Consider the following 24,793-nt stretch of genomic DNA (forward strand, 5'->3'; position numbering starts at 1 on the left):
CAATAACGAAGGTTTGAAAGATGAGTGTAAGAGGGGAATTTTCTTCCAGGCTCGGGTTTATCCTAGCTGCGGCAGGCTCTGCTGTCGGGCTTGGGAATATCTGGGGCTTTCCAACTCAGGTCGCCAGCAACGGCGGTGCGGCTTTTGTACTGGTTTATATGATTCTGGCCTTTGTATTGGCCTACCCGGTACTGATGGCAGAACTCTTAATAGGACGTTCCACACGTTCCAATATGGTGGATGCGCTAGGCCGCATTTCCGGTCATTGGCTTGGGCGGGCTACGGGTATATGGGGCATTGTTACCGTCTCCTTGATCCTGGCGTTTTATGCCATCGTAGGTGGATGGATGCTGGCTTATGGACTTGAAGCCCTGGCCAATATAACCGGCTTTACCCAATTCGCCAGTTGGCTCACCGAGTTTTCTACCCCTCGTAATCTGATTTGTTGCGGTTTGTTTATGTTGCTAACGGCCGGCATAGTGACAGGTGGTGTCAGCAAAGGTATCGAAAAATGGTCGGTACGCCTGATGCCCACTTTGTTTGTCATTATCATGCTACTTATTGGTTATGTAATGACGCTGGACGGCGCTATGCAAGGACTTAAGGTTTACCTGGTGCCTGATTTCTCTAAAGTCTGGAGTCCTGATCTATTGATCAGCGCCATGGGGCAAGCGTTTTTCTCTATGTCCTTAGGGGTAGGGACCATGTTGGTGTACGGTTCCTATGTCGGACGCCATGAAAAGCTCCCCAGCTTAGGGGCTTCGGTGGCCCTAGTCGATATTGGCGTGGCGATTTTAGCTGGCTTACTGATTATTCCTGCCATGTATGTGGCGCTGCATAATGGTGTACAAATCTTTTCCGACGCTGGCGAGCTAATTGACGGTGATACCCTGATATTTACCGTGTTACCCGCCTTGTTCGACACTATGGGTGCCGCTGGCAATGCGGTGGCCCTGGCGTTCTTTGCACTGATGATCATTGCCGCCCTGACATCCTCTATTTCCATGCTTGAAGTGCCGGTAGCCTATGTGGTGGAAAACAAAGGAATTGAACGTCGCCGGGCGGTGTGGATTATTGCCGCCGGTATTTTCATTTGCAGTGTGGTTATTGCACTGAATTTTGGCGCATTGTTTGGTTTAGTGATTTCACTTACCACCGAATACAGCCAGCCCTTACTTGGCATGGTGTTATGCATCTTCGCCGGCTGGGTGTGGAAACGAAACGAGATCCTCAAAGAGTTGCAAGCCAGTGACCCTCAGGCACATCAAGGACTGTTCTGGAAGATTTGGCCTTGGTATGTGCGCTTTGTTTGTCCGGTAATCATCATTTTGATGTTCTATCGCTCGATACAATAGAATCACCTTCTCTGTAAATGTTGAACGGCGGTGCCTATAAGCCGCCTGTTTATCCGGTCGCTGCAGACTAAAGTCTGTGCTGGATGCTTGGAGTAATTATTAAAATGTCAAACCCAAGACAACCCTCATTACTTGACGCCATGATCCCTATCGTGGTGTTGGTTGGTTTACTGGCGTCGTCGGTAATCCTGTTCTCCGATAACTCGTCATACGGCCCCAACCAGATTGCATTGTTGATCGCCATGGGGATTGCCGCCTTGATTGGGATCAAAAATGGCTACAGTTGGCGGGAAATTGAAGCCGGAATCGTGCATGGCATCTCCTTGTCTCTTGGAGCCGTGCTGATTTTGTTGGCCGTGGGCTCTTTGATTGGTACCTGGCTGTTGGCCGGCACCGTGCCCACGCTTATATACTACGGCCTGGAACTACTGAGTCCATCGGTGTTTTACGCCGCCAGTTGCCTGATTTGTGCCATCGTGGCCATGAGTATTGGCAGCTCCTGGACAACGGCAGCAACGGTAGGGGTAGCGTTGATGGGGGTGTCCAACGGGATGGGCATGTCTGAAGCCGTGACCGCCGGCGCTGTGGTGTCAGGGGCCTATTTCGGCGATAAAGTCTCCCCGCTTTCTGAGACAACTAACCTGGCACCTGCGGTCGCGGGTACCGAGTTGTTTGAACATATCCGTTATATGCTTTGGACCACCATTCCCAGCTTCGTGATTGCTCTGGTGTTGTTTTTACTTATCGGTCTGAATGCCTCTGAGCAGGCGTCGATGGGAAAAATTCAGGAAATGCAGCAAATGCTGGCCAATAACTTTAATGTCGGACCACTCCTGCTTGTTCCTTTAATTGTTCTGCTAGTGCTGGCGATGCGGAAGGTCCCGGCGTTTCCGGCTGTTTCCATTGGTGCATTACTCGGCGGTGTATGGGCTGTGATTTTTCAGCCAGAACTGATTGCTAAACTCGCCACTGAGGGACGCGAAGGCTGGTTAGCCAATATCACTGTGGTGTGGCATGCCCTCTATGATGGGGTTAGTTTGGACACAGGTAATCCGGATATGAACGATTTGCTCAGTGGCGGCGGTATGTCGAGCATGTTAAACACTATCTGGTTAATTATGTGTGCCTTATCCTTTGGGGCTGTGTTGGAAAAAACCGGTTTGTTGAAGCGTGCCGTATCCACCTTACTACATGGTGCAAAAACTGCCGGCGGCATGGTATCAAGAACAATTCTGACATGTTTTGGTACCAACTTGATATCGGCCGATCAGTATATGTCTATCGTTATGCCCGGTCGCATGTATAAAGATGAATTCGCCAAGCGCGGCCTGCATCAGTTGAACCTGTCACGCAGCCTGGAAGATGGCGGCACTATTACATCGCCGCTTATTCCCTGGAATACCTGTGGTGCTTATATGCACAGTGTTTTAAAAGTGGATCCGCTTAATTACCTGTTTTATGCATTCTTTAATTTGATAAGCCCGGTTTTGGCGATTATTTATGCCTATCTGGGGATAAAAATACTGCGCATTCCCATGCCGCAGGAAAATAAAGCCTAATCTTCGTTTACCATTAAACCTCCACCGATTTTGTGGAGGTTTTGCTATTCTCTGTTGCAAATTTAGCGTTAAGGAGTCGTTATGTCCGCAGCCCGTCCTCAAGCCATGAAACTTGCCGATTATCGTCAGCCAGACTTCTTAATCCCTGCGCTTTTTCTGGATTTCGAACTGCATGATACCCAAACTCGGGTCACGGCTGTCAGTAAAGTTCGCCGTCAAGGGACACACAGTCATCCCCTGATATTGGATGGTGAAAAGTTACAACTGGTATCCGTTGAGATTAATGGTGAGACGGTATCTGCCCAGGCGACGGAAAAGGGGCTGTGCTTAGAAAACGTGCCTGATGAGTTTGAACTGCGCATCGTGACGCATATTGATCCACTTAATAATACATCGTTGGAAGGACTGTATAAGTCAGGATCGGCATTTTGCACTCAATGTGAAGCCGAGGGCTTTCGTAAAATTACTTATTTTATGGACAGGCCGGATGTCATGGCCAAGTATCAGGTGAAGATTACCGCCGATAGGCAGACTTATCCGTACTTGTTATCCAATGGAAATAAGATTGGTCAGGGTGAGCTGCCCGACGGTAAGCATTGGGTATTGTGGGAAGACCCCTTCTTCAAACCCTGTTATTTATTCGCCCTGGTCGCCGGTGACTTTGATTTGCTGGAAGACAGTTTCACCACCGCAAGTGGTCGCCAGGTCGCCCTAGAGCTTTTCGTTGATAAAGGAAATCTTGGCCGGGCAGGGCATGCGATGGCATCCCTGAAAAAAGCCATGCTGTGGGATGAGCAACGCTATGGCCTGGAGTATGACCTGGATATCTACATGATTGTTGCGGTCGACTTCTTCAACATGGGCGCGATGGAAAACAAAGGCCTCAATGTCTTCAATAGTAAATTCGTGTTGGCCGACCCGGCCTCGGCCACGGATGAAGACTACTTCAACATTGAATCTGTCATCGCCCATGAGTATTTCCATAACTGGACAGGTAACAGGGTCACTTGTCGGGACTGGTTTCAGCTCAGTCTTAAAGAAGGCCTGACGGTATTTCGCGATCAACAATTCAGCGCCGACATGGCAGACCCTGCCATCGTCCGGATAAAACAAGTGCAAGTGATGCGTGAACATCAGTTTGCCGAAGATGCCGGCCCCATGGTACACCCCATTCGTCCGGCAGAAGTGATGGAGATGAACAATTTCTATTCGGTGACCGTATACGATAAGGGCGCTGAAGTGATCCGCATGTTACATACCTTGTTGGGTGAAACGGGGTTCAGGCAGGGGATGGATTTGTATATCGCCCGCCATGATGGCCAAGCGGTAACCTGTGATGATTTTGTCCAAGCCATGCAGGATGCGAACGGCATAGACTTAACGTTATTCCGCCGCTGGTACAGTCAATCCGGCACTCCCAGGGTTGAGGTTGAAACCCTGTATGACGACAAGCGCCAGCAATTCGCTTTAACGCTGCGCCAGCATACTCCAGCTACCGCAGACCAGCAGGATAAGCTGCCATTACATATGCCGGTTGCCATTGAATTAATCGATGAAACAGGCAGTCAGCAGCATATTTTGTCACTTACCGAGTCATCACAGCGTTTTGAATTAGCGTGCAAGGGTGAACCCACGCTGGCGGTGCTGGCCGGTTTCAGTGCACCTGTGAAAGTAGATTTTGCACAAGATAGCCAGGAACTGCTTAAAACCGCACTCTATGGTCAGGATGATTTTTTACGCTGGGATGCCGCGCAGCAGTTGCTCAGTGAGTCAATCCACGCAAGTGTCACTGATGCAAATAGCTCGCTGCCGGAGGCCGTTTTGGCCTTGTTCTCGGGTACGTTGGATGTGGCGGCGGAAAAACCCGCTTTAGCGGCTGAAATGCTGGCTTTACCCAGCTTTGAAACCTTGGCCCAGCAAAAGCCGCATATTCATGTGGATAGTCTGCTGGCAGCCCGTCACAGCGTAAAAATGCAGTTAGCAGAAGCATTTGCAGGGCAGTGGAAGTCACTGATTAAAGTGGCACCGGATCAGTCTTACGCTTATCAACGGGAACAGGTGCAGCTACGACGCCTTAAGGCCGTTTGTTTAACCTATCTGGCAGAGTTGCCGGACAGTGAAGCGATACTGCAACAGGGTTATCAGCATAGCGACAACATGAGTGACACACTGGCGATACTGCGGGCCTGTCAAAGTGCAAATCACAGGTTGTTCGAGCCTTTGATGCAAGATTTTGAACAACGTTGGGGACAGGATTCGCTGGTGATGGATAAATGGTTTGCCTTGCATGGCAGCCGGCAGCATCCAAATAGCTTGGCGTCCTTGCAGTTGTTGACCGGCCATGCCATGTACAGCATCAACAACCCCAATAAGGTACGCGCATTAATTGGTAGTTTTGCATTTTACAATACAGCCGGTTTTCATGCCGCCGATGGCAGCGGATACCGCTTTGTTACCGACTACCTGATGAAATTGGATGCAGTGAATCCGCAGGTGGCGTCACGTTTAATTACCCCGATGTTGGGCTTTAGCCATTTGGATAGCACCAGGCAGGATCTGATCGTTCAGCAGTTAGCCCGTTTACTGAATCATGAGCCTTTAAGCAGAGATTTGTATGAAAAGGTCAGCAAAGCACTGCATTTGGCTACTTCGACGGATAAGGCGTTGAATTGAAGATCTATTTTTTTAATCTTCGACTAAGCTACGAAGAGTGCCGTCCTCTCTATTTGGGGACGGTACAGAATATGATCGTGCGTACCGACTCAGGAGAGCGAGTGCAGTTGCCGGTTGCCAATTTGCGTCCCTATGTGGAAATGCAAGGACTTCAAGGGCGTTTCCGGCTCATGGTGAATGAGCAGAATAAAATCCATTCTCTTGAACGGGTAAGTTGAATTATTGTTCGACTTAACCGTTTCAACGTTATGATTTATATGGATATATTGATACTCCTCAACTGGTACGATTAGTTCTTGATAATAAGCTAAAATGATGTAATCATTTTGTAAAAATGCCAGTGGGACCACTGGTTACCTGCTTACATCTGCGGACTTTCACACACACTGCGGATACAGAGGAGTATAAAAACGATGAATAACGGGCCTCGTATTTTTAAAAAGTCAGCCTTGGCCATAGGGATTACGGCAATGCTTGGCGGCGTTTGCACCCCGGCAGTGGCGGTAAACTGGGAAGAGGGTGATTGGTCAATCAGCTTCGACTCCAGCTTTTCCCTTGGTACCAGCTATCGAATTGAAGACAGGGATTGGGCCCTGATCGGTAACAGTAATGACCCCAGATTCAATTGGACAGGTTACAACGGCAATACAAACGTCGTGTATCCTTCGGCAGATATCTGGGCGCAAAGCCGTGGGGCGTATTCCACCAACAATGACAACGGTGACTTGAATTTTGACCCCGGCAAATCCTTTTCTACTCTGTTCAAAGGTACCCACGATCTGGATGTACGATACAAAAACATGGGCTTCTTTGCTCGTGGTATGTATTTCTATGATTTTGAAATGATGGACGGTGACCGCGCCTGGCGTAATCCAGTGTCTGCATCTAACTATTCTCAGTTAGATAAGCCTTTCGATCCTTGTAAAGATAAATACGCTAAAGAAGAGTTGTGTGCCGATGTTCGTTTACTGGATGCCTTCTTTTATGCGGATTTTGATTTAGGTGATATGCCGGTATCCATTCGTATCGGCGATCAGGTAGTCAGTTGGGGTGAAAGTACGTTTATTCAGCACGGTATCAATACCACCAACCCTGTTGATGTTACTCGTGCCCAGGCGCCAGGTGCCGAGCTGAAGGAAGTCTTTATTCCCGTCGGTATGGTGTACGCGCAATTAGGTCTGACCGATTCATTGGGTCTGACTGTGTACTATCAATACGAATGGGAGAAGAGTCGTCTGCCGCAAAACGGCAGCTACTTTGCGACCAACGATTTTGCTGGTGAAGGCGGACAGGATGCCAACATTCAGTTGGGCTTTACCGGCAACCCAGATATCGACCTGGATTTTTTGATGCTTAAGCTCAATGAGCTGCGCGGTATGTTGCAAAGTGGTGCTAATCCCACCATGGTGACGCAGCTCTATATGGGGTATCCCACTAAAGTTGCGGTGCGCGCATACAGTGATGAAGCACACAAAGACGCCGACGATCAAGGACAATACGGTATCAGGTTGTCTTATTATTCTGAGGCACTGAACGATACCGAGTTTGGCTTCTACCATATCAATTATCACAGCCAGCGACCGCTGATTTCAGGTATTGCCTCTGACTTTACAGCGGCTGGTCTGGCGTCTGATTTGGCGTACCTGGCAACCAATGAGATTACCCGCGACAACATCACGGATTTACGTGCCTTTACCAAGGCGGAGTTTGGTTATCCTGAGGACATCAAACTGTACGGCTTGAGCTTCAACACTAACGTTGGCGAAACCGCGCTGGCCGGTGAGGTTGCCTATCGTCAGGATGAACCTCTGCAAATTGACGATGTGGAACTTCTGTATGCAGGTATGCCTCAGCAGCTTGCAGCAATGGGGGTGCCAGATCCTCTTGCCAGACCTGATTTGGCTGGTATTTCACAGTTGGATAATTACCTTGGCTATACAGTCGGGCCGGGGGAAACTGCCACAGGTTATGTGTTGTCTGATACCGTGCAAGCGCAGTTTACGGCAACGCATTTGTTTGGCCCAACGCTGGGTACGGATAACCTGATCTTATTGGGTGAAGTCGGCTATGTGAAAATCAATGATATGCCCGATCCCAGTTTGTTGCGTCTGAACGGTCCGGGTACATCGCGAAGTGGTCCTATCCCGGGTAAAGAAGGTCTGCATACCGGTATTTCCAATGGTCCTGAAACCAATCCATTCCCTACGGATGACGCCTGGGGATATCGTTTGTTAGCTAAAGCTGATTTCAATAACGTGTATGCCGGTATCAATATGTCGGTTCGCGCAACCTTTGCGCATGACGTTGACGGCATTACGCCCGACCCGTTGTTCCTGTTTATTGAAGATCGTAAGTCATCCAGCCTGTCTCTGGACTTCGACTACCTTAGCAAGTGGTCAGCGAGCGTGTCGCTGAACTCATTCTGGGGTGGTGTGGGCAGTACTAACGCCTTGTCCGACAGGGACTTTGTCTCATTTAATATCAAGTATTCAATCTAGGGAGTAGTCATAGATGAAGAAAATAACCCTAGTCGCAGCAGCGATCGGTTTGAGTTTGACGACGGCCTTTGTACAGGCCAAGGTGTCAGAGGCAGAAGCCGCAAAATTAGGTACAGAACTTACTCCTCTTGGTGGTTTGAAAGCGGGAAATGCTGATGGCAGCATTCCTGCGTGGGATGGCGGTATTACCACACCGCCAGCCGGTTACAAGGTGGGCGACCATCATCCGGATCCATTTCCAGAGGATAAAGTGCAGTTTGAGATTACTGCCGCGAATATGAGCCAGTATGCGGATCTTCTGTCTGAAGGGCAGAAGAAAATGTTTGAGACCTATCCGGATACTTTCAAGATCCCGGTGTATCAAACTCGCCGTACTGCGTCTAACCCACAGTTTGTTTACGATGCCACCAAAGTGAATGCCACTAGGGCTGAGTTAGTGGAAGGCGGTAATGGTATAAAAAATGCGGCCATGGGCATCCCTTTCCCCATTCCACAGAATGGACTGGAAGCCATCTGGAACCATATTTTGCGCTACCGCGGTCAGGCTATTCAGCGTTACGGTGGTCAGGCAGCACCTACCGCCTCGGGCGATTACAATGTGATAGGTTTTGACGACATTTTAATGATCAAGTATGCAGAAGACGGCGTGACGCCAGAGAAGCTTGAGAAAGAAAATGTGCTGATGAAGTTCAAGCAAAGTATTACCGAGCCAGCCCGTTTAGCGGGAACGGCGTTACTGGTACATGAAACCATGGACCAGGTTAAGGAGCCGCGTCAGGCCTGGACCTATAATACTGGTCAGCGCCGGGTGCGTAAGGCACCGAATATTGCTTATGATGCTCCGGGTACGGCCGCAGATGGCCTGCGTACCACTGATGATTTCGATATGTTTAACGGTGCACCGGATCGCTATAACTGGACGTTGAAAGGTAAGCAAGAGCTATATGTTCCTTACAACAACTATACTTTGCACAGTGATAAGGTGAAGTATGAAGACATCCTTCAACCCGGCCATATCAATCCTGAATTGACCCGCTTTGAGAAGCACAGGGTATGGGTGGTTGAGGCAAATCTGAAGCCCGAGTATCGTCATATTTACCAGAAGCGCGTGTTCTACATTGATGAGGACAGTTGGCAAATCCTGGTTGCCGATATGTACGATAACCGTAACCAGCTATATCGTGTGGCGATGGCCTATGCCATTAACTATTACGATCTGCCGACATTGTGGTCAACCCTGGATGTTTACTATGATTTGAACTCCAGACGCTATCTGGCACTGGGTTTAGACAACGAAACCAGAATGTATGACTTTACTATCAAGCCCAGCGACAGCGAGTTCACTTCGCAGGCCCTGCGGCGAGAAGGACTGAGGTAATCGCAGTTAAACGGTTGGCACTGCCAACCGTTTTCATTTCTACCATCGGCAGGGAAAGCCATTAGGCAAAGGGACAACATCGTGCAGCAGACATCCTGAGAAACTATCCACATGAAGCTTCGTTTTTCAATGGCGTTAGCCGCCTTATTTATCGCGCCGATATGGGCGCAAACTACACCGGCTTTTGTTGCCCCGTTGGCAAAAGAATCCTTGCTATTAGATGTCGCTACCACCACAGATGGCTTGATTGCTGTGGGGGAGCGGGGCCATGTTTTATTGTCCAGCGACGGGCACGATTGGCAGCAGCAGCAAGTTCCAGTCAACGCCACCTTAACCGCTGTAACCGTCAGGCAACAGCAGATGTGGGCGGTGGGTCATGATGCGTTGATTATTGCCAGTGAAGATGGCGGTCGTTCATGGCAGGTGCAGCATTATCAACCTGAGTTGGAAAAGCCCCTGATGGATGTGCTGTTTTTCGATGCACAACACGGCGTAGCCATAGGTGCATATGGTTTGTTTTTACGCACTGAGGACGGGGGCGCCAGTTGGCAGCGAGAACCTCATATCGAGCTTCTGGATGAAGAGGATATTGAGTATCTGCAAGAACTTAAGGAAGAAGACGAAGCCCTTTATGAACAAGAGCTGGGTTCAATTCTGCCGCACTTCAATCGCCTGAGTCATATTGGTAACAGACTATACCTGGCCGGTGAAGCCGGACTGCTGGCCTTTAGTGATAATCAGGGCAAACATTGGCAGCGCATGGGCGTGGATTACTTCGGTTCATTTTTTGATATCAGTCAGGCGGCAGATGGCCGTCTGCTGGCAGCCGGTCTGCGTGGCAATTTGTTTGTGTATGATGACCTAGATGGCTGGCGCCCTTTAGCTACCGGCATGAAATCATCCCTCAACAGCATTGTATCGCTGGATAACCAACAAACCTTGATCGTCGGTAACAATGGTTACCTGGTTTGGCTAAATGACGACCTTAGCTTAACCCAGACCGAGGAAGAGAAAGCCGTCCTTAATGCAGTGGGCTTTAACGGCAACATCGTTGCCGTGACCGAAGCCGGTGTCAGGTTTATTCAGAAGTAGGCACAGCTATGACCAGGTTAATTGATTTTTTTGAGTTAGTAATATTTCGCCATCGTGCTTGGGTTATGGTGTTATTTGGTTTGTTGACCGGCTTCTTACTGTGGCAGGCAACGCAGTTGAAACTGGATGCTGCATTCACTAAAAACATTCCCCTGAATCACCCTTATATGCAGAATTACATGAAGCACCAAAAGAACTTTGGTGGTGCAAACAGTATTCTGGTTTCTGTATGTGGACGTGATTCCAGCATCTTTAATGAAACCTTCTTTACCCGTCTTAAAGATGTGCACGATCAGCTGTTTTTTATTCCCGGGGTCGACCGCTCACAGGTTAAATCCTTATACAGTGCGTCTACCCGCTTTACCGAAGTTGTTGAAGAAGGCTTCTCCGGCGGCCCGGTTATTCCGGCTGATTTTAATCCTGCCAATCCGGCCGGGTTAAAGCTGGTATCGGAAAATATCGTTAAGGCTGGCATAGTCGGACGTATGGTGTCTGACGATTTTAAATGCGCCATGGTGACCGCCCAGCTTCTTGAACTGGATCCGCAAACCGGCGAGAAATTGGATACCTTGGCCTTTGCTGACAATCTGGAGCAGCAACTTCGGGGCAAGTTTGAAGACGACAAAATCAGCATTCACATAATCGGCTTCTCCAAAATGGTAGGGGATGTGGCTAAGGGTGCCAAGGACGTCTTAGTGTTCTTCGCTATTGCCATTGCGATCACGGCGGTGATGGTGCTGCTGTTCTGTAAGTCCTTGCTGTTAACCTTGCTGCCACTGCTGTGCTCTATTATTGCGGTGGTGTGGCAGATGGGACTGCTCACCTTGCTTGGCTTTGGTCTGGATCCTATGTCTATCTTGGTACCGTTTTTGGTCTTTGCCATAGGGGTCAGTCATGGCGTACAGATGATTAATTCGGTGGGTAAGGAAGTCATTGCCGGTCAGACAGCCAAGCAGGGCGCACAAAAGGCATTTCGTACCTTACTTATCCCAGGTGGGGTGGCTCTGCTGTCGGATACCGTCGGCTTTATGACCCTGCTGGTGATCGATATCGGCATTATCCGTGAATTGGCCATTACCGCCAGTATGGGAGTCGCGGTGATCATTCTGACCAATCTGATTTTGCTGCCGGTATTAATGTCCTACGTAAAACTGGGGGAAAAATATAAGGCACGCTTTGCCAACAAAGAGCAGCGTTCAGATCGCTTCTGGAATTATGTCGCGCATTGCTCCAACGCTGGCGTAGCCAAGGTCATACTGGCGGTAGTGGCACTGCTGTTCGCATTCGGCTGGTATCAATCTGAGCAAATGAAGATAGGTGATTTGCATGCTGGTGCGCCGGCCTTGCACGAAGACTCCCGTTATAATCAGGATACCTTCCTTATTACCGACAAATACGCCATCAGCGTAGACTATATGTCGGTACTGGTAGAGACCACTGCGTCGGCTTGTACTTCTTTTGAGATTATGAATGCCATTGATGAATTCCAATGGAAAATGGAAAACATTGAAGGGGTGCAATCGGCGGTCAGTCTGGCGTCAGTGGCCAAGCTTATTAATGCTGGCTACAACGAAGGTAACCCAAAATGGCGGGTATTACCGCGCAATCAGCAATCTCTGGTGCAGGATATTTCCAGAGTAGACACCTCGTCTGGATTGCTCAACGGTGATTGTTCTGTCATGCCGGTGATTTTGTTTATGGCTGATCACAAAGCGGAAACCATAAACCGTGTGGTCAATGCCGTAAAAGAATATCGTCTGCAATATGAGCGTGAAGACCTGCAATTTAAGCTGGCCTCAGGTCCGGTCGGTGTTATGGCCGCCACTAACGAGGCTGTGAGTGCCGCTCAGGCTCCCATGATGTTGTACGTGTTTGCGGCGGTTATTGTCTTGTGCTTACTGAGTTTCCGCTCTTTACGTGCAACTTTGGCGGTGGTGCTGCCCTTGTATGTGGTGTCCATACTAGCTCAGGCACTGATGACCAAACTGCAAATTGGTCTGACGGTATCGACCTTACCTGTTATCGCCTTAGGTGTGGGTATTGGGGTGGATTATGGGATTTACATCCTGTCGACCATGAGCCATAAGCTGAAAGCTGGTATGCCCGTGCGTCAGGCTTATTTTGACGCCCTTAAAGAGCGGGGCAGCGCTGTGCTCTTTACCGGCATTACCCTGGCCATCGGGGTCAGTACCTGGGTGTTCTCCAGCCTGAAGTTCCAAATGGATATGGGGATTCTACTGACCTTTATGTTTGTGGTGAATATGTTGGGTGCTGTGGTGGTATTACCGGCCTTAGCATCAGTATTTTGGTACAAGCAAAAATAATTTCTTGCATAGTTAATAGCCCTAGGGCATGAAAGTCAGCCGTGAACCTTCCAAGATGGGTTTCACGGCTTTTTCATTTATGTATGGTAATTGACACCTTTTAGCAGGTTTTCACGCCCATTCACTCCACATTCGTGCAGGTTAAAAATTTCCACCCCAAACATAATAATTTCGGATTAGAAATTTTTATTAACTATGTATGAATATGTATCCCGAAGCCGGGCTGTAGCGGGCAATTTACCCCTTTCAAACCCTGAGGGAATAGGGGACAATACTCAGAATTTGTATAAATCTCAGTTCTTTATTACTGATTCCGCTGAGCGAAATAACTGAAAGTGAATTGGTATACTAAAATTCGCCCTACAAAGCCCGCATGACAAGGTATAAAAATGACGGTTGCAAATAGCCAGCACTCTGTACTCCTCGAAAATGTGTTCTCATTGATCCGCAAGAAAGTCGACAAGGCACAGTCGCCACTGGTGGAGCAGTTCGCGCAAATTCTGTTTAAAAACATCTCTAAGGATGATTTACAAAACAGGGTGGACAGCGATCTGTATGGTGCCACGCTGAGTTTGTGGAATGAGTTTGTTGACTATCACGATAAAGCCCCCTTTATTCGTGTATTCAATCCGGAAATTGCCAAACACGGTTGGCAGTCCTCCCACACTATTATTGAAATTATCGTAGACGATATGCCCTTCCTGGTGGACTCGGTACGTATGGCGATTAATCGCCTGAGTATCACGGCCCACTTGATGCTGCATACGCCTATTGGCGTTAAGCGCGCGAAAGACCATAAATTGGAAGCCCTGCAGGATGCCAAGAGCAAAGGCGTCACTAAGCAAACGGTGTTTCTGATGGAAATTGACCGTCAGACCAGCAAGAAAGCCTTGCAGGATATTGAGAAAGAACTGCACTCGGTGTTGGATGAGGTGCATTTAGCGGTATCTGATTGGATGCCGATGAACGAGCGCCTGGATACCGTTATTGCCGGTTATGACAAGCAGCCATGCCCGGCCGGCAGTGCGGCACAAAAAGAAGTGCATACCTTCCTTAAATGGATCCGCAATAACAACTTCACCCTTATGGGCTATCGCCATTATCAAGCCAAAGCCGTTGAAGGGGATCACCGCTGGATTGCCGACAATGACAGCAGCCTGGGGTTGATGAAGAATTCTGTTAGCAACCGTGACCGTTTATTGTCACGTTTGCCGGTATCGGCCAGAGCAGAAACTCTGAGCCAGAATCCATTGATTCTGACTAAAACCAATACCAAGTCAAGGGTTCACCGCCCGGCTTATATGGATTACATCGGTATTAAAGAATTTGATGCCGAAGGTAACGTGGTAGGCGAACACCGTTTTATCGGCTTGTATTCGTCCGCTTTCTACAATGCCGGTGCCAGTGATGTACCCGTATTGAAAGACAAGATTTCCCGTATGTGCGACAACTCGGCATTCGATAAGTCGTCTCACGCCTACAAAGCCTTCCTGAATATTCTGGAAACTTACCCGCGCGATGAGTTGCTGCAAGGCAACGAAGATGAGCTTGGCAATATTGCTCTGGGTATTTTCCAGATGCAGGAACGTGGCATATCCCGTTTATTTGTGCGTCGTGATGTGTTTGGACGTTTTTATTCGTGCATGGTGTTTGTACCCAGAGAGCGTTACAACACACAACTACGTAAAGACACCCAGGCTTTACTGAAAAAGTCCTTCGGTAGCGAGCAGGATGTGGAATTCACTACCTTCTTCTCCGAGTCCGTTTATGCCCGTACTCACTATATGGTGCGCGTTAAGAACAACAACGTGGAAATCGACGTGAAGGAAATTGAAAAGAACATTATCGAGCTATCCAAGAGCTGGAATGACAAGTTAAGCAGCGCGCTGCGTGCCAGCTACGGTGAAGCTAAAGGCAAGAAGCTTGATCAGAAGTACGATAACGCTTTTACCCGCAGTTATACCGAACAGAATCTGCCGACAACCACAGTAGTGGATATCGAAAAGCTGGAAAGCCTGGATGATGAACGCACACTGGATATGCTGTTCTACCGTCCGCAGGAAGAGTCTGATGACAGCGCAGTGGTTAAACTTAAGTTATTCCACCGCAATCAGCCTATTCACCTGTCTGCCGTATTGCCGATGCTGGAACATTTCGGGTTACGCGTAATCGACGAAAGTCCTTATCAGGTCAAGGCCAGCGACGGTACGGTGAACTGGATCATGGACTTCTCCATGCTGCACAGCTCCAGTAACAAAATGGGCCTGGAGCAGGCACAGGAATTGTTCCAGGATGCCTTCTCAAAAGTCTGGTACATGCAGTTAGAGGATGACTCTTTTAACCGTTTAGTTTTAGGTGCTGGCATGCCAGGCCGCAAAGTGACCATTTTGCGTGCTTATGCCAAGTACATGCGTCAGACCGGCAGTTCATTCAGTCAGGACTATATCGCCAGAGCACTGGACAAATATCCGCATATTGCGATTTTGTTAGTACAACTGTTTGAACAGCGTTTTGACCCGGCGGTAAAACGTTCAGAGAAGAAAGAAGAGGCGCTGTTGTCTCAGGTGAAAGAAAGCCTGGATAACGTATCTAACCTGGATGACGACCGTATTATCCGTCGTTATCTGGATATGGTGATGGCGACTTTGCGTACTAACTTCTATCAGAAGGACGAGCAGGCTAACGATAAGCCGTACATCTCCTTTAAGATGTTGCCTGAGCTTATCCCTGATATGCCACTACCTCTGCCCAAGTTCGAAATTTTCGTTTACTCCCCGCGTGTTGAAGGCGTCCACTTGCGTGGCGGCCGGGTTGCTCGTGGCGGTTTACGTTGGTCTGATCGCCAGGAAGACTTCCGTACCGAAGTACTGGGTCTGGTAAAAGCACAGCAGGTGAAGAACACTGTTATTGTTCCGGTTGGGGCAAAAGGTGGCTTTATCTGTAAGAACCTGCCAACCACAGGTGGCCGTCAGGCATTTTTGGATGAAGGTAAGGAATGCTACCGTATCTTTATCCGTTCTTTGCTGGATATCACCGATAACATCGTACAGGGCGAAATCGTTCCGCCTAAAGATGTGGTGCGTTTAGACGAAGACGACCCTTATCTGGTCGTCGCGGCAGACAAAGGTACTGCGACCTTCTCAGATATTGCTAACGGTATTTCTGAAGAATATAACTTCTGGATGGGGGATGCCTTTGCATCCGGTGGTAGTGTTGGTTACGACCACAAAGGTATGGGTATTACCGCCCGTGGCGCTTGGGAGTCGGTTAAGCGTCATTTCCGTGAAATCGGTATTGATTGTCAGACCACGGACTTTACCTGTATCGGTGTAGGTGACATGGCCGGTGACGTATTCGGTAATGGCATGTTGCTGTCAAAGCATACTCGCTTGGTGGCAGCGTTTAACCATCTGCATATCTTCTTCGACCCGGATCCAGATGCGGCGAAGACCTATGCAGAGCGTCAGCGTCTGTTTAAAGATCCGTCCTTGAACTGGGCTGACTTTAATAAAGACCTGATTTCCAAGGGTGGCGGCATATTCTCCCGTGCCGATAAGGCCATTAAGCTGACTGCGGAAATGAAAAAATGGTTGGGTACCAAGCAAGCAAGCATGACGCCCAGTGAGTTGATTCATAATATTCTGAAGATGCCGGTTGACCTGATTTGGAACGGCGGTATCGGTACCTACGTGAAAGGTGCCAAAGAAAGCCATGCTGATGTAGGTGATCGTGCTAACGACGATCTGCGTGTCAACGGTAAGGACATCAAAGCTAAAATCATTGGCGAGGGTGGCAACTTGGGTTGTACGCAGCTGGGCAGGGTAGAATACTGTGCAGCCGGCGGCCGTATGAACACCGACTTTATTGATAACGTTGGTGGGGTGGATTGTTCGGACAACGAAGTTAACATCAAGATCCTACTTAATACCCTGGTGAAAAACGGCGATATGACGGTGAAGCAGCGTAATAAACTGCTGTTCGATATGACCGATGATGTGGCGCAAATTGTGTTACAGGATTGCTATCGTCAGACGCAGTCTATCTCCATTACCGAAATCGGCGGCGGTTCTCGTCTGAAAGAGCAACTGCGCTTTATTCACGGTCTGGAGCGTGAAGGTCGTCTGAATCGTGAGCTGGAATTTATCCCAAGTGACGATGAGTTGTCTGAACGTCAAGCCTCTGAGCGTGGTCTGACTCGCCCTGAACTAGCGGTACTGATGGCTTACGGCAAGATGGTGCTGAAGGACAAACTGAATATTCCTGAAGTAACAGAGAACCCTTATCACGCCAGACTGCTGATTACGGCGTTCCCGAAAATGCTGCAGGATAAGTTTGCCGAACAAATGACACTGCACCCACTGAAGGCAGAAATCATTGCCACTAAGTTGACCAATAACATGATCAACGATATGGGCCTGAACTTTATGCATCGTTTGCAGGAAGAAACTGGCGCCAGCGTTTCTGAAGTGGTGAATGCCTATTCCGTGGTCAAAGGTATCTTTGGTATGGAGTCCATGTGGCGCGATATTGAAAAGCTGGACAATAAGATTGATGCCAATCTGCAATTGGCCATGCTGGACGACATGCGTCGTTCACTGCGTCGTGCGTCACGCTGGTACCTGCGTCACGGCAATAAGAGCTTGGCTATCGATGATGCTATTGCCTTTTATCAGCCCACTATGCAGGACCTTAGTAAGAATCTGCAGAACTACCTGGTTGAAACAGAGTACAAAGAGCTGGAAGAGAAGAGCCGCGTGCTAACCGACGCTGGTGTACCTAAAGATATCGCTTATAAAGTCGCCAGCCTAAGCAATATGTTCTCTTGTCTGGATCTGGCACAGATTGCCTGTCAGGAAGGCAAGAAAGTGGCGCTGGTAGCGAGCTTGTATTACAAGCTGGGTAACAAGCTGCAGTTGCACTGGTTCTTGGATCAAATCAATCGTCAGTCGGTCAGCAACCACTGGCAAGCCTTGGCCCGGGCGTCATATCGCGAAGAGCTGGATTGGCAGCAGCGCTCACTGACGTCAGTATTGCTGAAGTTTGATCCTAAGAATAATGATGCACAGGCGGTGCTGGATAGCTGGATTGAAACGCACGAGGAATTGCTGGAACGTTGGTATCACATGATGTCAGAGTTCAAAACCAGCAGTACTCATGAGTTTGCCAAGTTCTCGGTCGCGTTGCGCGAACTGATGTTGCTGAGTCTGAACTGTAGCAACTCACCTGCGCACTAAAGCCTTGGCCCGCCCAGTGCGGGACAGTCGCTTGAGCATACTCTATAATGCCCCGGTTTAGCCGGGGCTTTTTATGTCCGTGGATGGGTGATTGCCCGTTATTTAGCCGCTATAAAGGAAACCACGCCATTATGTATTCATTGTTCAGAGACCTGCTGTTTAGTTTAGACGCCGAACGTTCCCATGACTTCAGTCTGGCCTTCTTAAAGGCCAGCCAGCGTAATCTGCTTAATCGTATTTACGCGCAGGATGTACCGGATAAACCGGTTGAGGTATTGGGGCTGCGCTTTAAAAATCCGCTGGGACTCGCAGCCGGTTTGGACAAAAACGGCGAGTGCATTGATGCCTTTGCCGCTATGGGCTTTGGTTTTATTGAAGTGGGTACGGTCACCCCAAGGCCACAGGGCGGCAACGACAAGCCCCGTTTGTTCCGCTTACCGCAGTCCCAGGCCATTATCAATCGCATGGGCTTTAACAACAAAGGTGTGGATTATCTGGTCGAGCAGGTTAAAAGGGCAGAGTACAAGGGGGTGCTTGGCATTAACATCGGCAAGAACAAGGTCACTCCCGAAGAACAAGCTCTGGATGATTATCTGCTTTGCTTAGACAAGGTTTACGCGCATGCCAGCTATGTGACCATTAACATATCCTCACCCAATACGCCGGGGTTACGTAATCTGCAATATGGTGAAGCCCTGGATCACTTATTACGTGGACTAAAACAGCGTCAGCAGCACCTCAGCGATCAGCAGGGTAAATATGTGCCTGTGTTGGTAAAAATTGCCCCGGATCTGAGTGACGAGGAAATACTGGATATCGCCCGCTCGTTAGTGCAAACCGGTATGGATGGTGTTATTGCCACCAATACCACTTTAGATCGTAAATTGGTAGAAGGGCAGGAGCATGCTAATGAAGCTGGCGGATTAAGTGGCGCGCCGCTCACTCAGGTGAGCCTTCAGGTTACCCAGAAACTCAGCAAGGCATTGGATGGTGCGATGCCCATTATCGGCGTAGGAGGGATTGATTCTCCGCACGCGGCTAAGGCACGGATCGCGGCGGGATCAGATCTGATCCAGATCTACTCCTCACTGATCTACCAGGGGCCGGATTTGATCAAAGAGATCCTCGAATCCTTATAAAGATCCGGCGCGGATCCCGCTTGTCTATGCGGATAAATTATTAATAAAATTAACCGCTTGGATGTAGGTTATTAATATAAGGCGGGCCGCTTACCCGCCTTGGCTAACTAACCAAAGGGACCTTTCTCATGCTGCAACCTGATAGCAACTGGCGCTGGTACTACGACCATCAGCATGACCGCCTGGCGCTGCAGTTAGGTGAGATGCTGTTTCTGACGCCATACAAGAACAAACATCTGGCCTACGCATTAGATGGGCTGGAGTCGTTTGACCTGCAAGACCTGGAAGTATACAGCCAGGTGGCAAACCAGCTTGAACACTGTCCATTGCGGCTCAGTGCTGCGCAACAAACGCAGTTAGGGATTAACGTCTGTGCTGTCCAGCGCTTCCATAAACCCTTGATGCCGAAAAGCTGGTTTTTCGATCGTCACCAACAGGGTGGACATTATCATCGTGTGTCCTGGCTGACATGCGGGGAGGAGCGTGCCAAGGTATGGGTGGTGGAAGATAACCACAGCAGTTGTTTGTGTTTACTTCTGGATGTTGAGCTTCCACTTGGCAATGGTAAGGCACTGCAACAGTTCGAAGCCATTCGCGTGATGCATGACTGCCTTGAACCTTGTTTTGAGCACGAGCCCCTGCGTAAGCTCGCCTAACCCACGCGACAGGGGCGACTGAATTGCTTCCTACTCTGGTCGGGCACCGCCTTTACCTTCGCCATATCAATACCGCTGACGCCGATGCATTGTTTAGCCTGTATGCCGATGCCAATACCATGCGTTTCGCGGCAGACCCGGTATTTACCCATATGGACATGATGCAGCAGATGCTGAGCAGTGTGGCGAGCTTGTATGCCAGCGGTGAATCCTATGAATGGGCGTTGGTGTTATCAGACTCTGAACATATCGTGGGTACGTGTGGATTGCACAGTTTTAATACTGAGCGCACACGATGTGAAGTGGGGTGTTTGCTGGCGTCGCCATTTTGGGGGCAGGGATTAATGCAGGACGCTTTATCCTTGCTGTTAAGTCATGCCAAACAGTTGGGAATCACACATTTGCTGGCCGATATCGAGCCGCAAAATCATCGGGCGCGGCGCTTTTTCACAAAGTTGGGTTTTCATTGTGACGCTAATGGCCTGTTCAGCCTTGAGCTGAACTAAGCACTCTGCGGTCTAACCCGCACAGATGGTGTTGGAGTCATGTTGATAGCCAGACAAATTGATCCATACAAAGCCTGACTTTTCCCTTATAATCCCAGCCTTTAATTTTACTCTGGTTCGGCATGTACGCATTTGTCATCACCACATCCAAGGGCTTAGACGATCTCCTGGCACAGGAAATTGCTCAGCTCTGTCCGCATTTATCGCTTAAAAACAAACCAGGCCAAATCCTGTTTGATGGTGAATTGACCGATGCTTATCGCATTTGTTTATGGTCACGCCTGGCCAACCGTGTGCTGGTAAGGTTGGCAGAAGGAGACTGCCAGGATGCCGAACAGTTGTATAAAGTTGCTTCTAGCGTCAACTGGTCGGCTCAATTTAATGTCACCGACAGTTTTGTGGTGGACTTTGTGGGTACCAGCAAGGCCATCAATAACAGTCAGTTTGGCGCCTTAAAAGTCAAAGACGCGGTGGTGGATCAGTTTCAGGAGCTGTTTGAGCGCCGTCCCAATGTCAGTAAAGACAACCCGGCTATCCGCATTCACTGCCGTTTGTGGCGTGACAAAATTGGGGTTTATCTGGATTTAAGCGGTGCCAGTTTGCACCAGCGTCATTATCGTTTAAAAGCAGGTAGTGCGCCGGTTAAAGAACATATTGCTGCCGCGATGCTCTATCGCAGTGGCTGGGCGGCGAATCGCCAGGCCCCGCTTGCCGACCCTATGTGTGGGGCTGGCACCATTGTGATCGAAGCGGCCCTAATGGCGGCCAATCAGGCACCGGGCTTGCTGCGCAACCAATGGGGATTCACTTACTGGAAGAAGCATCAGGCGGATGTCTGGCAGACCCAGTTTGATGAAGCAGAAAGGGCAGTCACCAGCCCGGCCCGTCAGTTTTATGCTAACGATATTGACCCTGCTATGGTGCAACTGGCTAAGCAGAATGCGGGGGCGGCCGGTGTGGCGGAACTTATTCAATTCTCCACCGGTGATGCCAGTACCTGGCAATGTCCGGGGGAACCCGGTTATCTGGTCTGTAACCCACCTTATGGTGAACGGCTAGGAGAACTGACCGAGTTGCTGCCGCTGTTTAACGACTGGGGATTACAGCTAAAACGTCATTATGCCAACTGGCACTTGTCTATTCTGACTTCCAACCGTGACTTACTGCGCCAGCTTAAACTGGTGGCAGGCAAGGAATACCAGATTATCAACGGTAAGCTGGAATGCCAGTTGGTGAATTTCCTGTTGGATGAGAAGAACTGTGAAATCCGTGAGTCTTCTATGGCAGCGGGACAGGATTTTGCCAACCGTTTGTCCAAGAATCTGCAAAAACTCAAAGGGTGGATTAAGCAGTTAGACAGTGATTGCTACCGGGTGTATGACGCGGATTTGCCTGAATATAATATGGCCATTGACCGTTATGGTGATTGGGTGGTGGTGCAAGAATATGCTGCACCTAAGAATATTCCTGAGAGTAAAACCCGTAAACGTCTGATGGATGCGATGCTGCATCTGCCCAAAATTCTCGGTGTGTCTCACGACAAAATCGTGCTTAAGGTGCGCCAGCAACAAAAGGGTAAAGAGCAATACGAAAAGCTGTCCAGCGATAAAGAATATATTCAGGTGTGGGAGCATGGTGCGCGCTTTTGGGTCAACCTGAAAGATTATCTGGATACCGGTTTGTTCCTCGACCACAGAAGCACCCGCCAGTTGGTGCGTCAGTGGAGTAAGGACAAAGACGTACTGAATTTGTTTGCTTACACAGGCTCGGTGTCTGTACATGCGGCGCTGGGCGGCGCAAAAAGCGTCACCACAGTGGATATGTCACGTACTTATCTGGATTGGGCTAAGCGTAACTTCTCTTTAAATAAGCTGAATAACGTTTACCAGTTCCGCTTTCAACAAGAGGATTGCCTGGCCTGGTTGCATACCCACCGTCAGCAGTACGACCTGATCTTTATCGACCCGCCGTCGTTTTCCAATTCCAAGCGCATGCAAAATACCTGGGATGTGCAGCGGGATCACCTTAACCTGCTGGCCGATGCTAAAGCTTGTCTGCGAAAGGGTGGCAAAATCGTGTTCTCCAATAACCTGCGTCAGTTCAAACTGGATGAGGCAGGTTTAGCCGAGATGGGGCTGCAAGCTGAAAATATCAGCGCCAAGACCCTGCCGGAGGACTTTAAACGTAATCCAAAAATTCATCATTGCTGGGTGATTACCCATGCCAACTGATTTGATTTTGTACGGTACCATCGCCTGCCATTTATGCGAGGAAGCTGAGACATTGGTGTCACAAACGGCACCTACGCTGAGCCTGACCAAGGTCGATATTGTGGACGATGAACATTTATTCGCCACTTACCGCTACAGTATTCCGGTGCTGAAGGACCGTCAGGGCAGGGAGCTGTTCTGGCCTTTTGACGCCAACGCTTTAAAAGAGTTTTTATCTTGAGTTTGTTACAACTAAAAAATGCCCAACTGTCCTTTGGCACCCATGTGTTGCTGGACAAGGCCGAGCTGGTGATTCAGCCGGCAGAGCGACTCTGTTTGGTGGGACGCAACGGCTGCGGAAAATCCACCTTACTGAAAATTATCAACGATGAAATGCAGCTCGATGACGGCCAGCGCATTGTCACCGGTGGCATTGTGATTGCCCGTTTAGAGCAGGACCCGCCGCTGCTGGCCGAACAAAGTATCTTTGACTATGTGGCAGAAGGGCTGGCGGAGTCTGGCGAGCTGCTTAAGGCGTATTTCCATCATACTCATCTGGTGGCGCAAGACCCTTCAGATGCCAATCTGAATAAACTGGAACGTTTGCAAACTGAGCTTGAGAGCCTGGATGCCTGGCGCTTGGAGCAACGCATTGAGCAGGTGCTCAATCAGTTATCCTTGCCTGCTGAGCAGCCTTTATCGTCCTTGTCCGGTGGGTGGCGCAGAAAAGCCGCCTTGGCACGCGCTCTGGTGACAGATCCTGATATTTTGTTGCTGGATGAGCCAACCAACCACCTGGATATCGCCAGTATCCAATGGTTGGAAAAGGTGTTGGTGGACTTCAAAGGCACAGTGGTATTTGTCAGCCACGACAGGGCTTTTATCCGCGCGATAGCCACCCGTATTATCGATTTGGATCGTGGTTATTTGGTTAGTTATCCGGGCAACTATCAACAGTACCTGGATAAAAAGGCCGAAGATCTACAGGTGGAAGCCACGCATAATGCCTTGTTTGATAAAAAGTTATCCGAGGAAGAGACCTGGATACGCCAAGGCATTAAAGCACGCCGTACCCGTAATGAAGGCAGGGTGAGGGCGCTGAAAGCACTGCGCAAAGAACATTCTGAACGACGTAACCGTCAGGGCACTGCCAAAGTTAGCCTGGCAGACAGTCAGGCCTCAGGTAAGCTGGTATTTGAAGCCTTGGGCCTAAGTTACCACATTGAAGGCCAGTCTATCGTAGATAACCTGGACTTGACGGTTTTTCGTGGTGACAAGCTCGCTCTGATTGGCCCCAACGGTTGTGGTAAAAGTACCCTGATAAAATTGTTGCTGGGGCAGCTGCAACCCGATTCGGGCAGTGTGCGTATGGGAACGGCATTGGAGCTGGCGTATTTTGATCAACACCGTCAGGCGCTGAACCCCACGGATACGGTTATTGATGCCGTAGCAGAGGGTAAACAGGAAATTACCATTAATGGCCGCACCCGTCATGCCATCAGTTATTTACAGGACTATTTGTTTACACCGGACCGAGTAAGGGCCCCGGTAAGCTCCTTATCTGGCGGCGAGCGCAACAGGCTATTGCTGGCAAAGTTGTTAGCCAAGCCCAGCAATTTATTGATTCTGGACGAACCGACCAACGACCTTGATGTAGAAACCCTGGAACTGTTGGAAGAAACGCTGGCTCAATACCCAGGAACGGTGATTCTGGTCAGCCACGACCGGGAGTTTGTGGATAATGTGGTAACCTCTTGTCTGTTCTTTGAAGGCGAGGGCAAAATCCGTGAGTTTGTCGGAGGTTATGCGGATGTGACGGCTTGGTATGATGCACAACAAAATCAGGCCAAACAGGAAACTAAACCACAAAACATCAGTCAAACTGCTGCGCCAAAGGCTTCTGTCCAGAAAAACAAGAAGTTATCATACAAGCTGCAGTTAGAGCTTGAGCAGTTGCCTGCCCAAATTGAGGCACTGGAACAACAGATCCAGACATTGGAAAGCCAGGTCAATGACCCGGATTTCTTTAAGCAGGATCCCAATGAAACCGCCACCATGCTGGAACAGCTAACCCAGGCTCAAGAAGCGCTGGAAACCGCATTTTCCAGATGGGAAGAATTAGATAGTATGTCGTAGCACATGAGACAAGTGCTTGTAGTAAAACAGGAA

The 24,793-nt window shown here is 49.2% G+C and carries 15 protein-coding genes; all 15 read left to right on the forward strand.

The window, feature by feature from the left end; all coding sequences use genetic code 11:
* Positions 1-20 precede the first annotated feature (20 nt).
* The 15 genes from IEX02_RS10340 to uup all read left to right on the forward strand — a co-directional run bounded on the left by IEX02_RS10340 (position 21) and on the right by uup (position 24,760).
* The gene (locus IEX02_RS10340; protein ID WP_188694356.1) at positions 21-1,355 is read left to right on the forward strand and encodes a sodium-dependent transporter; all 1,335 of its coding nucleotides are present in this window, start codon (positions 21-23) and stop codon (positions 1,353-1,355) included.
* A 104-nt stretch (positions 1,356-1,459) separates the two neighbouring features.
* A complete protein-coding gene (gene nhaC, locus IEX02_RS10345; protein ID WP_188694358.1) occupies positions 1,460-2,914 on the forward strand; it encodes a Na+/H+ antiporter NhaC in 1,455 nt (484 codons plus the stop codon).
* An 81-nt stretch (positions 2,915-2,995) separates the two neighbouring features.
* Positions 2,996-5,587 carry an aminopeptidase N gene (gene pepN, locus IEX02_RS10350; protein WP_188694361.1) on the forward strand — a complete coding sequence of 864 codons (2,592 nt, stop codon included), beginning with the start codon at positions 2,996-2,998 and terminating at the stop codon, positions 5,585-5,587.
* Positions 5,584-5,805: a DUF2835 family protein gene (locus IEX02_RS10355; protein ID WP_188694364.1), complete on the forward strand. Its 222-nt coding sequence runs from the start codon at positions 5,584-5,586 to the stop codon at positions 5,803-5,805. Before pepN ends, IEX02_RS10355 begins: the two co-directional genes overlap by 4 nt.
* 195 nt (positions 5,806-6,000) lie before the next feature.
* Entirely contained in the window at positions 6,001-8,085 is a 2,085-nt protein-coding gene (locus IEX02_RS10360) for a DUF1302 domain-containing protein (protein ID WP_188694367.1), read from the forward strand.
* 13 nt (positions 8,086-8,098) lie between these two features.
* The gene (locus tag IEX02_RS10365; protein WP_188694370.1) at positions 8,099-9,463 is read left to right on the forward strand and encodes a DUF1329 domain-containing protein; all 1,365 of its coding nucleotides are present in this window, start codon (positions 8,099-8,101) and stop codon (positions 9,461-9,463) included.
* Positions 9,464-9,574: 111 nt separating this feature from the next.
* The gene (locus tag IEX02_RS10370) at positions 9,575-10,555 is read left to right on the forward strand and encodes a WD40/YVTN/BNR-like repeat-containing protein (RefSeq protein ID WP_188694373.1); all 981 of its coding nucleotides are present in this window, start codon (positions 9,575-9,577) and stop codon (positions 10,553-10,555) included.
* Between the two features lie 8 nt (positions 10,556-10,563).
* Positions 10,564-12,879 (forward strand): efflux RND transporter permease subunit, encoded by a 2,316-nt coding sequence (locus tag IEX02_RS10375; protein WP_188694376.1) that lies wholly within the window; start codon positions 10,564-10,566, stop codon positions 12,877-12,879.
* A gap of 389 nt (positions 12,880-13,268) precedes the next feature.
* The gene (locus tag IEX02_RS10380) at positions 13,269-18,113 is read left to right on the forward strand and encodes an NAD-glutamate dehydrogenase (protein WP_188694379.1); all 4,845 of its coding nucleotides are present in this window, start codon (positions 13,269-13,271) and stop codon (positions 18,111-18,113) included.
* A gap of 131 nt (positions 18,114-18,244) precedes the next feature.
* Entirely contained in the window at positions 18,245-19,252 is a 1,008-nt protein-coding gene (gene pyrD / locus IEX02_RS10385) for a quinone-dependent dihydroorotate dehydrogenase (protein ID WP_188694382.1), read from the forward strand.
* A 128-nt stretch (positions 19,253-19,380) separates the two neighbouring features.
* Positions 19,381-19,908: a cell division protein ZapC domain-containing protein gene (locus IEX02_RS10390; RefSeq protein WP_188694385.1), complete on the forward strand. Its 528-nt coding sequence runs from the start codon at positions 19,381-19,383 to the stop codon at positions 19,906-19,908.
* A gap of 23 nt (positions 19,909-19,931) precedes the next feature.
* Positions 19,932-20,414, forward strand: coding sequence for a GNAT family N-acetyltransferase (locus IEX02_RS10395; protein WP_188694388.1), 483 nt, complete (start codon positions 19,932-19,934; stop codon positions 20,412-20,414).
* A 122-nt stretch (positions 20,415-20,536) separates the two neighbouring features.
* Positions 20,537-22,645, forward strand: a complete 2,109-nt coding sequence (gene rlmKL, locus IEX02_RS10400; protein WP_188694391.1) for a bifunctional 23S rRNA (guanine(2069)-N(7))-methyltransferase RlmK/23S rRNA (guanine(2445)-N(2))-methyltransferase RlmL — start codon at positions 20,537-20,539, stop codon at positions 22,643-22,645.
* Complete coding sequence (locus IEX02_RS10405) at positions 22,635-22,865, forward strand: glutaredoxin family protein (protein WP_188694394.1); 231 nt, start codon at positions 22,635-22,637, stop codon at positions 22,863-22,865. The genes rlmKL and IEX02_RS10405 overlap by 11 nt, the downstream gene beginning before the upstream one ends.
* Positions 22,862-24,760: an ATP-binding cassette ATPase Uup gene (uup, locus tag IEX02_RS10410; RefSeq protein ID WP_188694397.1), complete on the forward strand. Its 1,899-nt coding sequence runs from the start codon at positions 22,862-22,864 to the stop codon at positions 24,758-24,760. The genes IEX02_RS10405 and uup overlap by 4 nt, the downstream gene beginning before the upstream one ends.
* The last annotated feature ends 33 nt before the right edge of the window (positions 24,761-24,793 follow it).

The organism is Bowmanella pacifica, from assembly GCF_014645355.1.
In the GTDB taxonomy this organism is placed as follows: Bacteria; Pseudomonadota; Gammaproteobacteria; order Enterobacterales; family Alteromonadaceae; genus Bowmanella; species Bowmanella pacifica.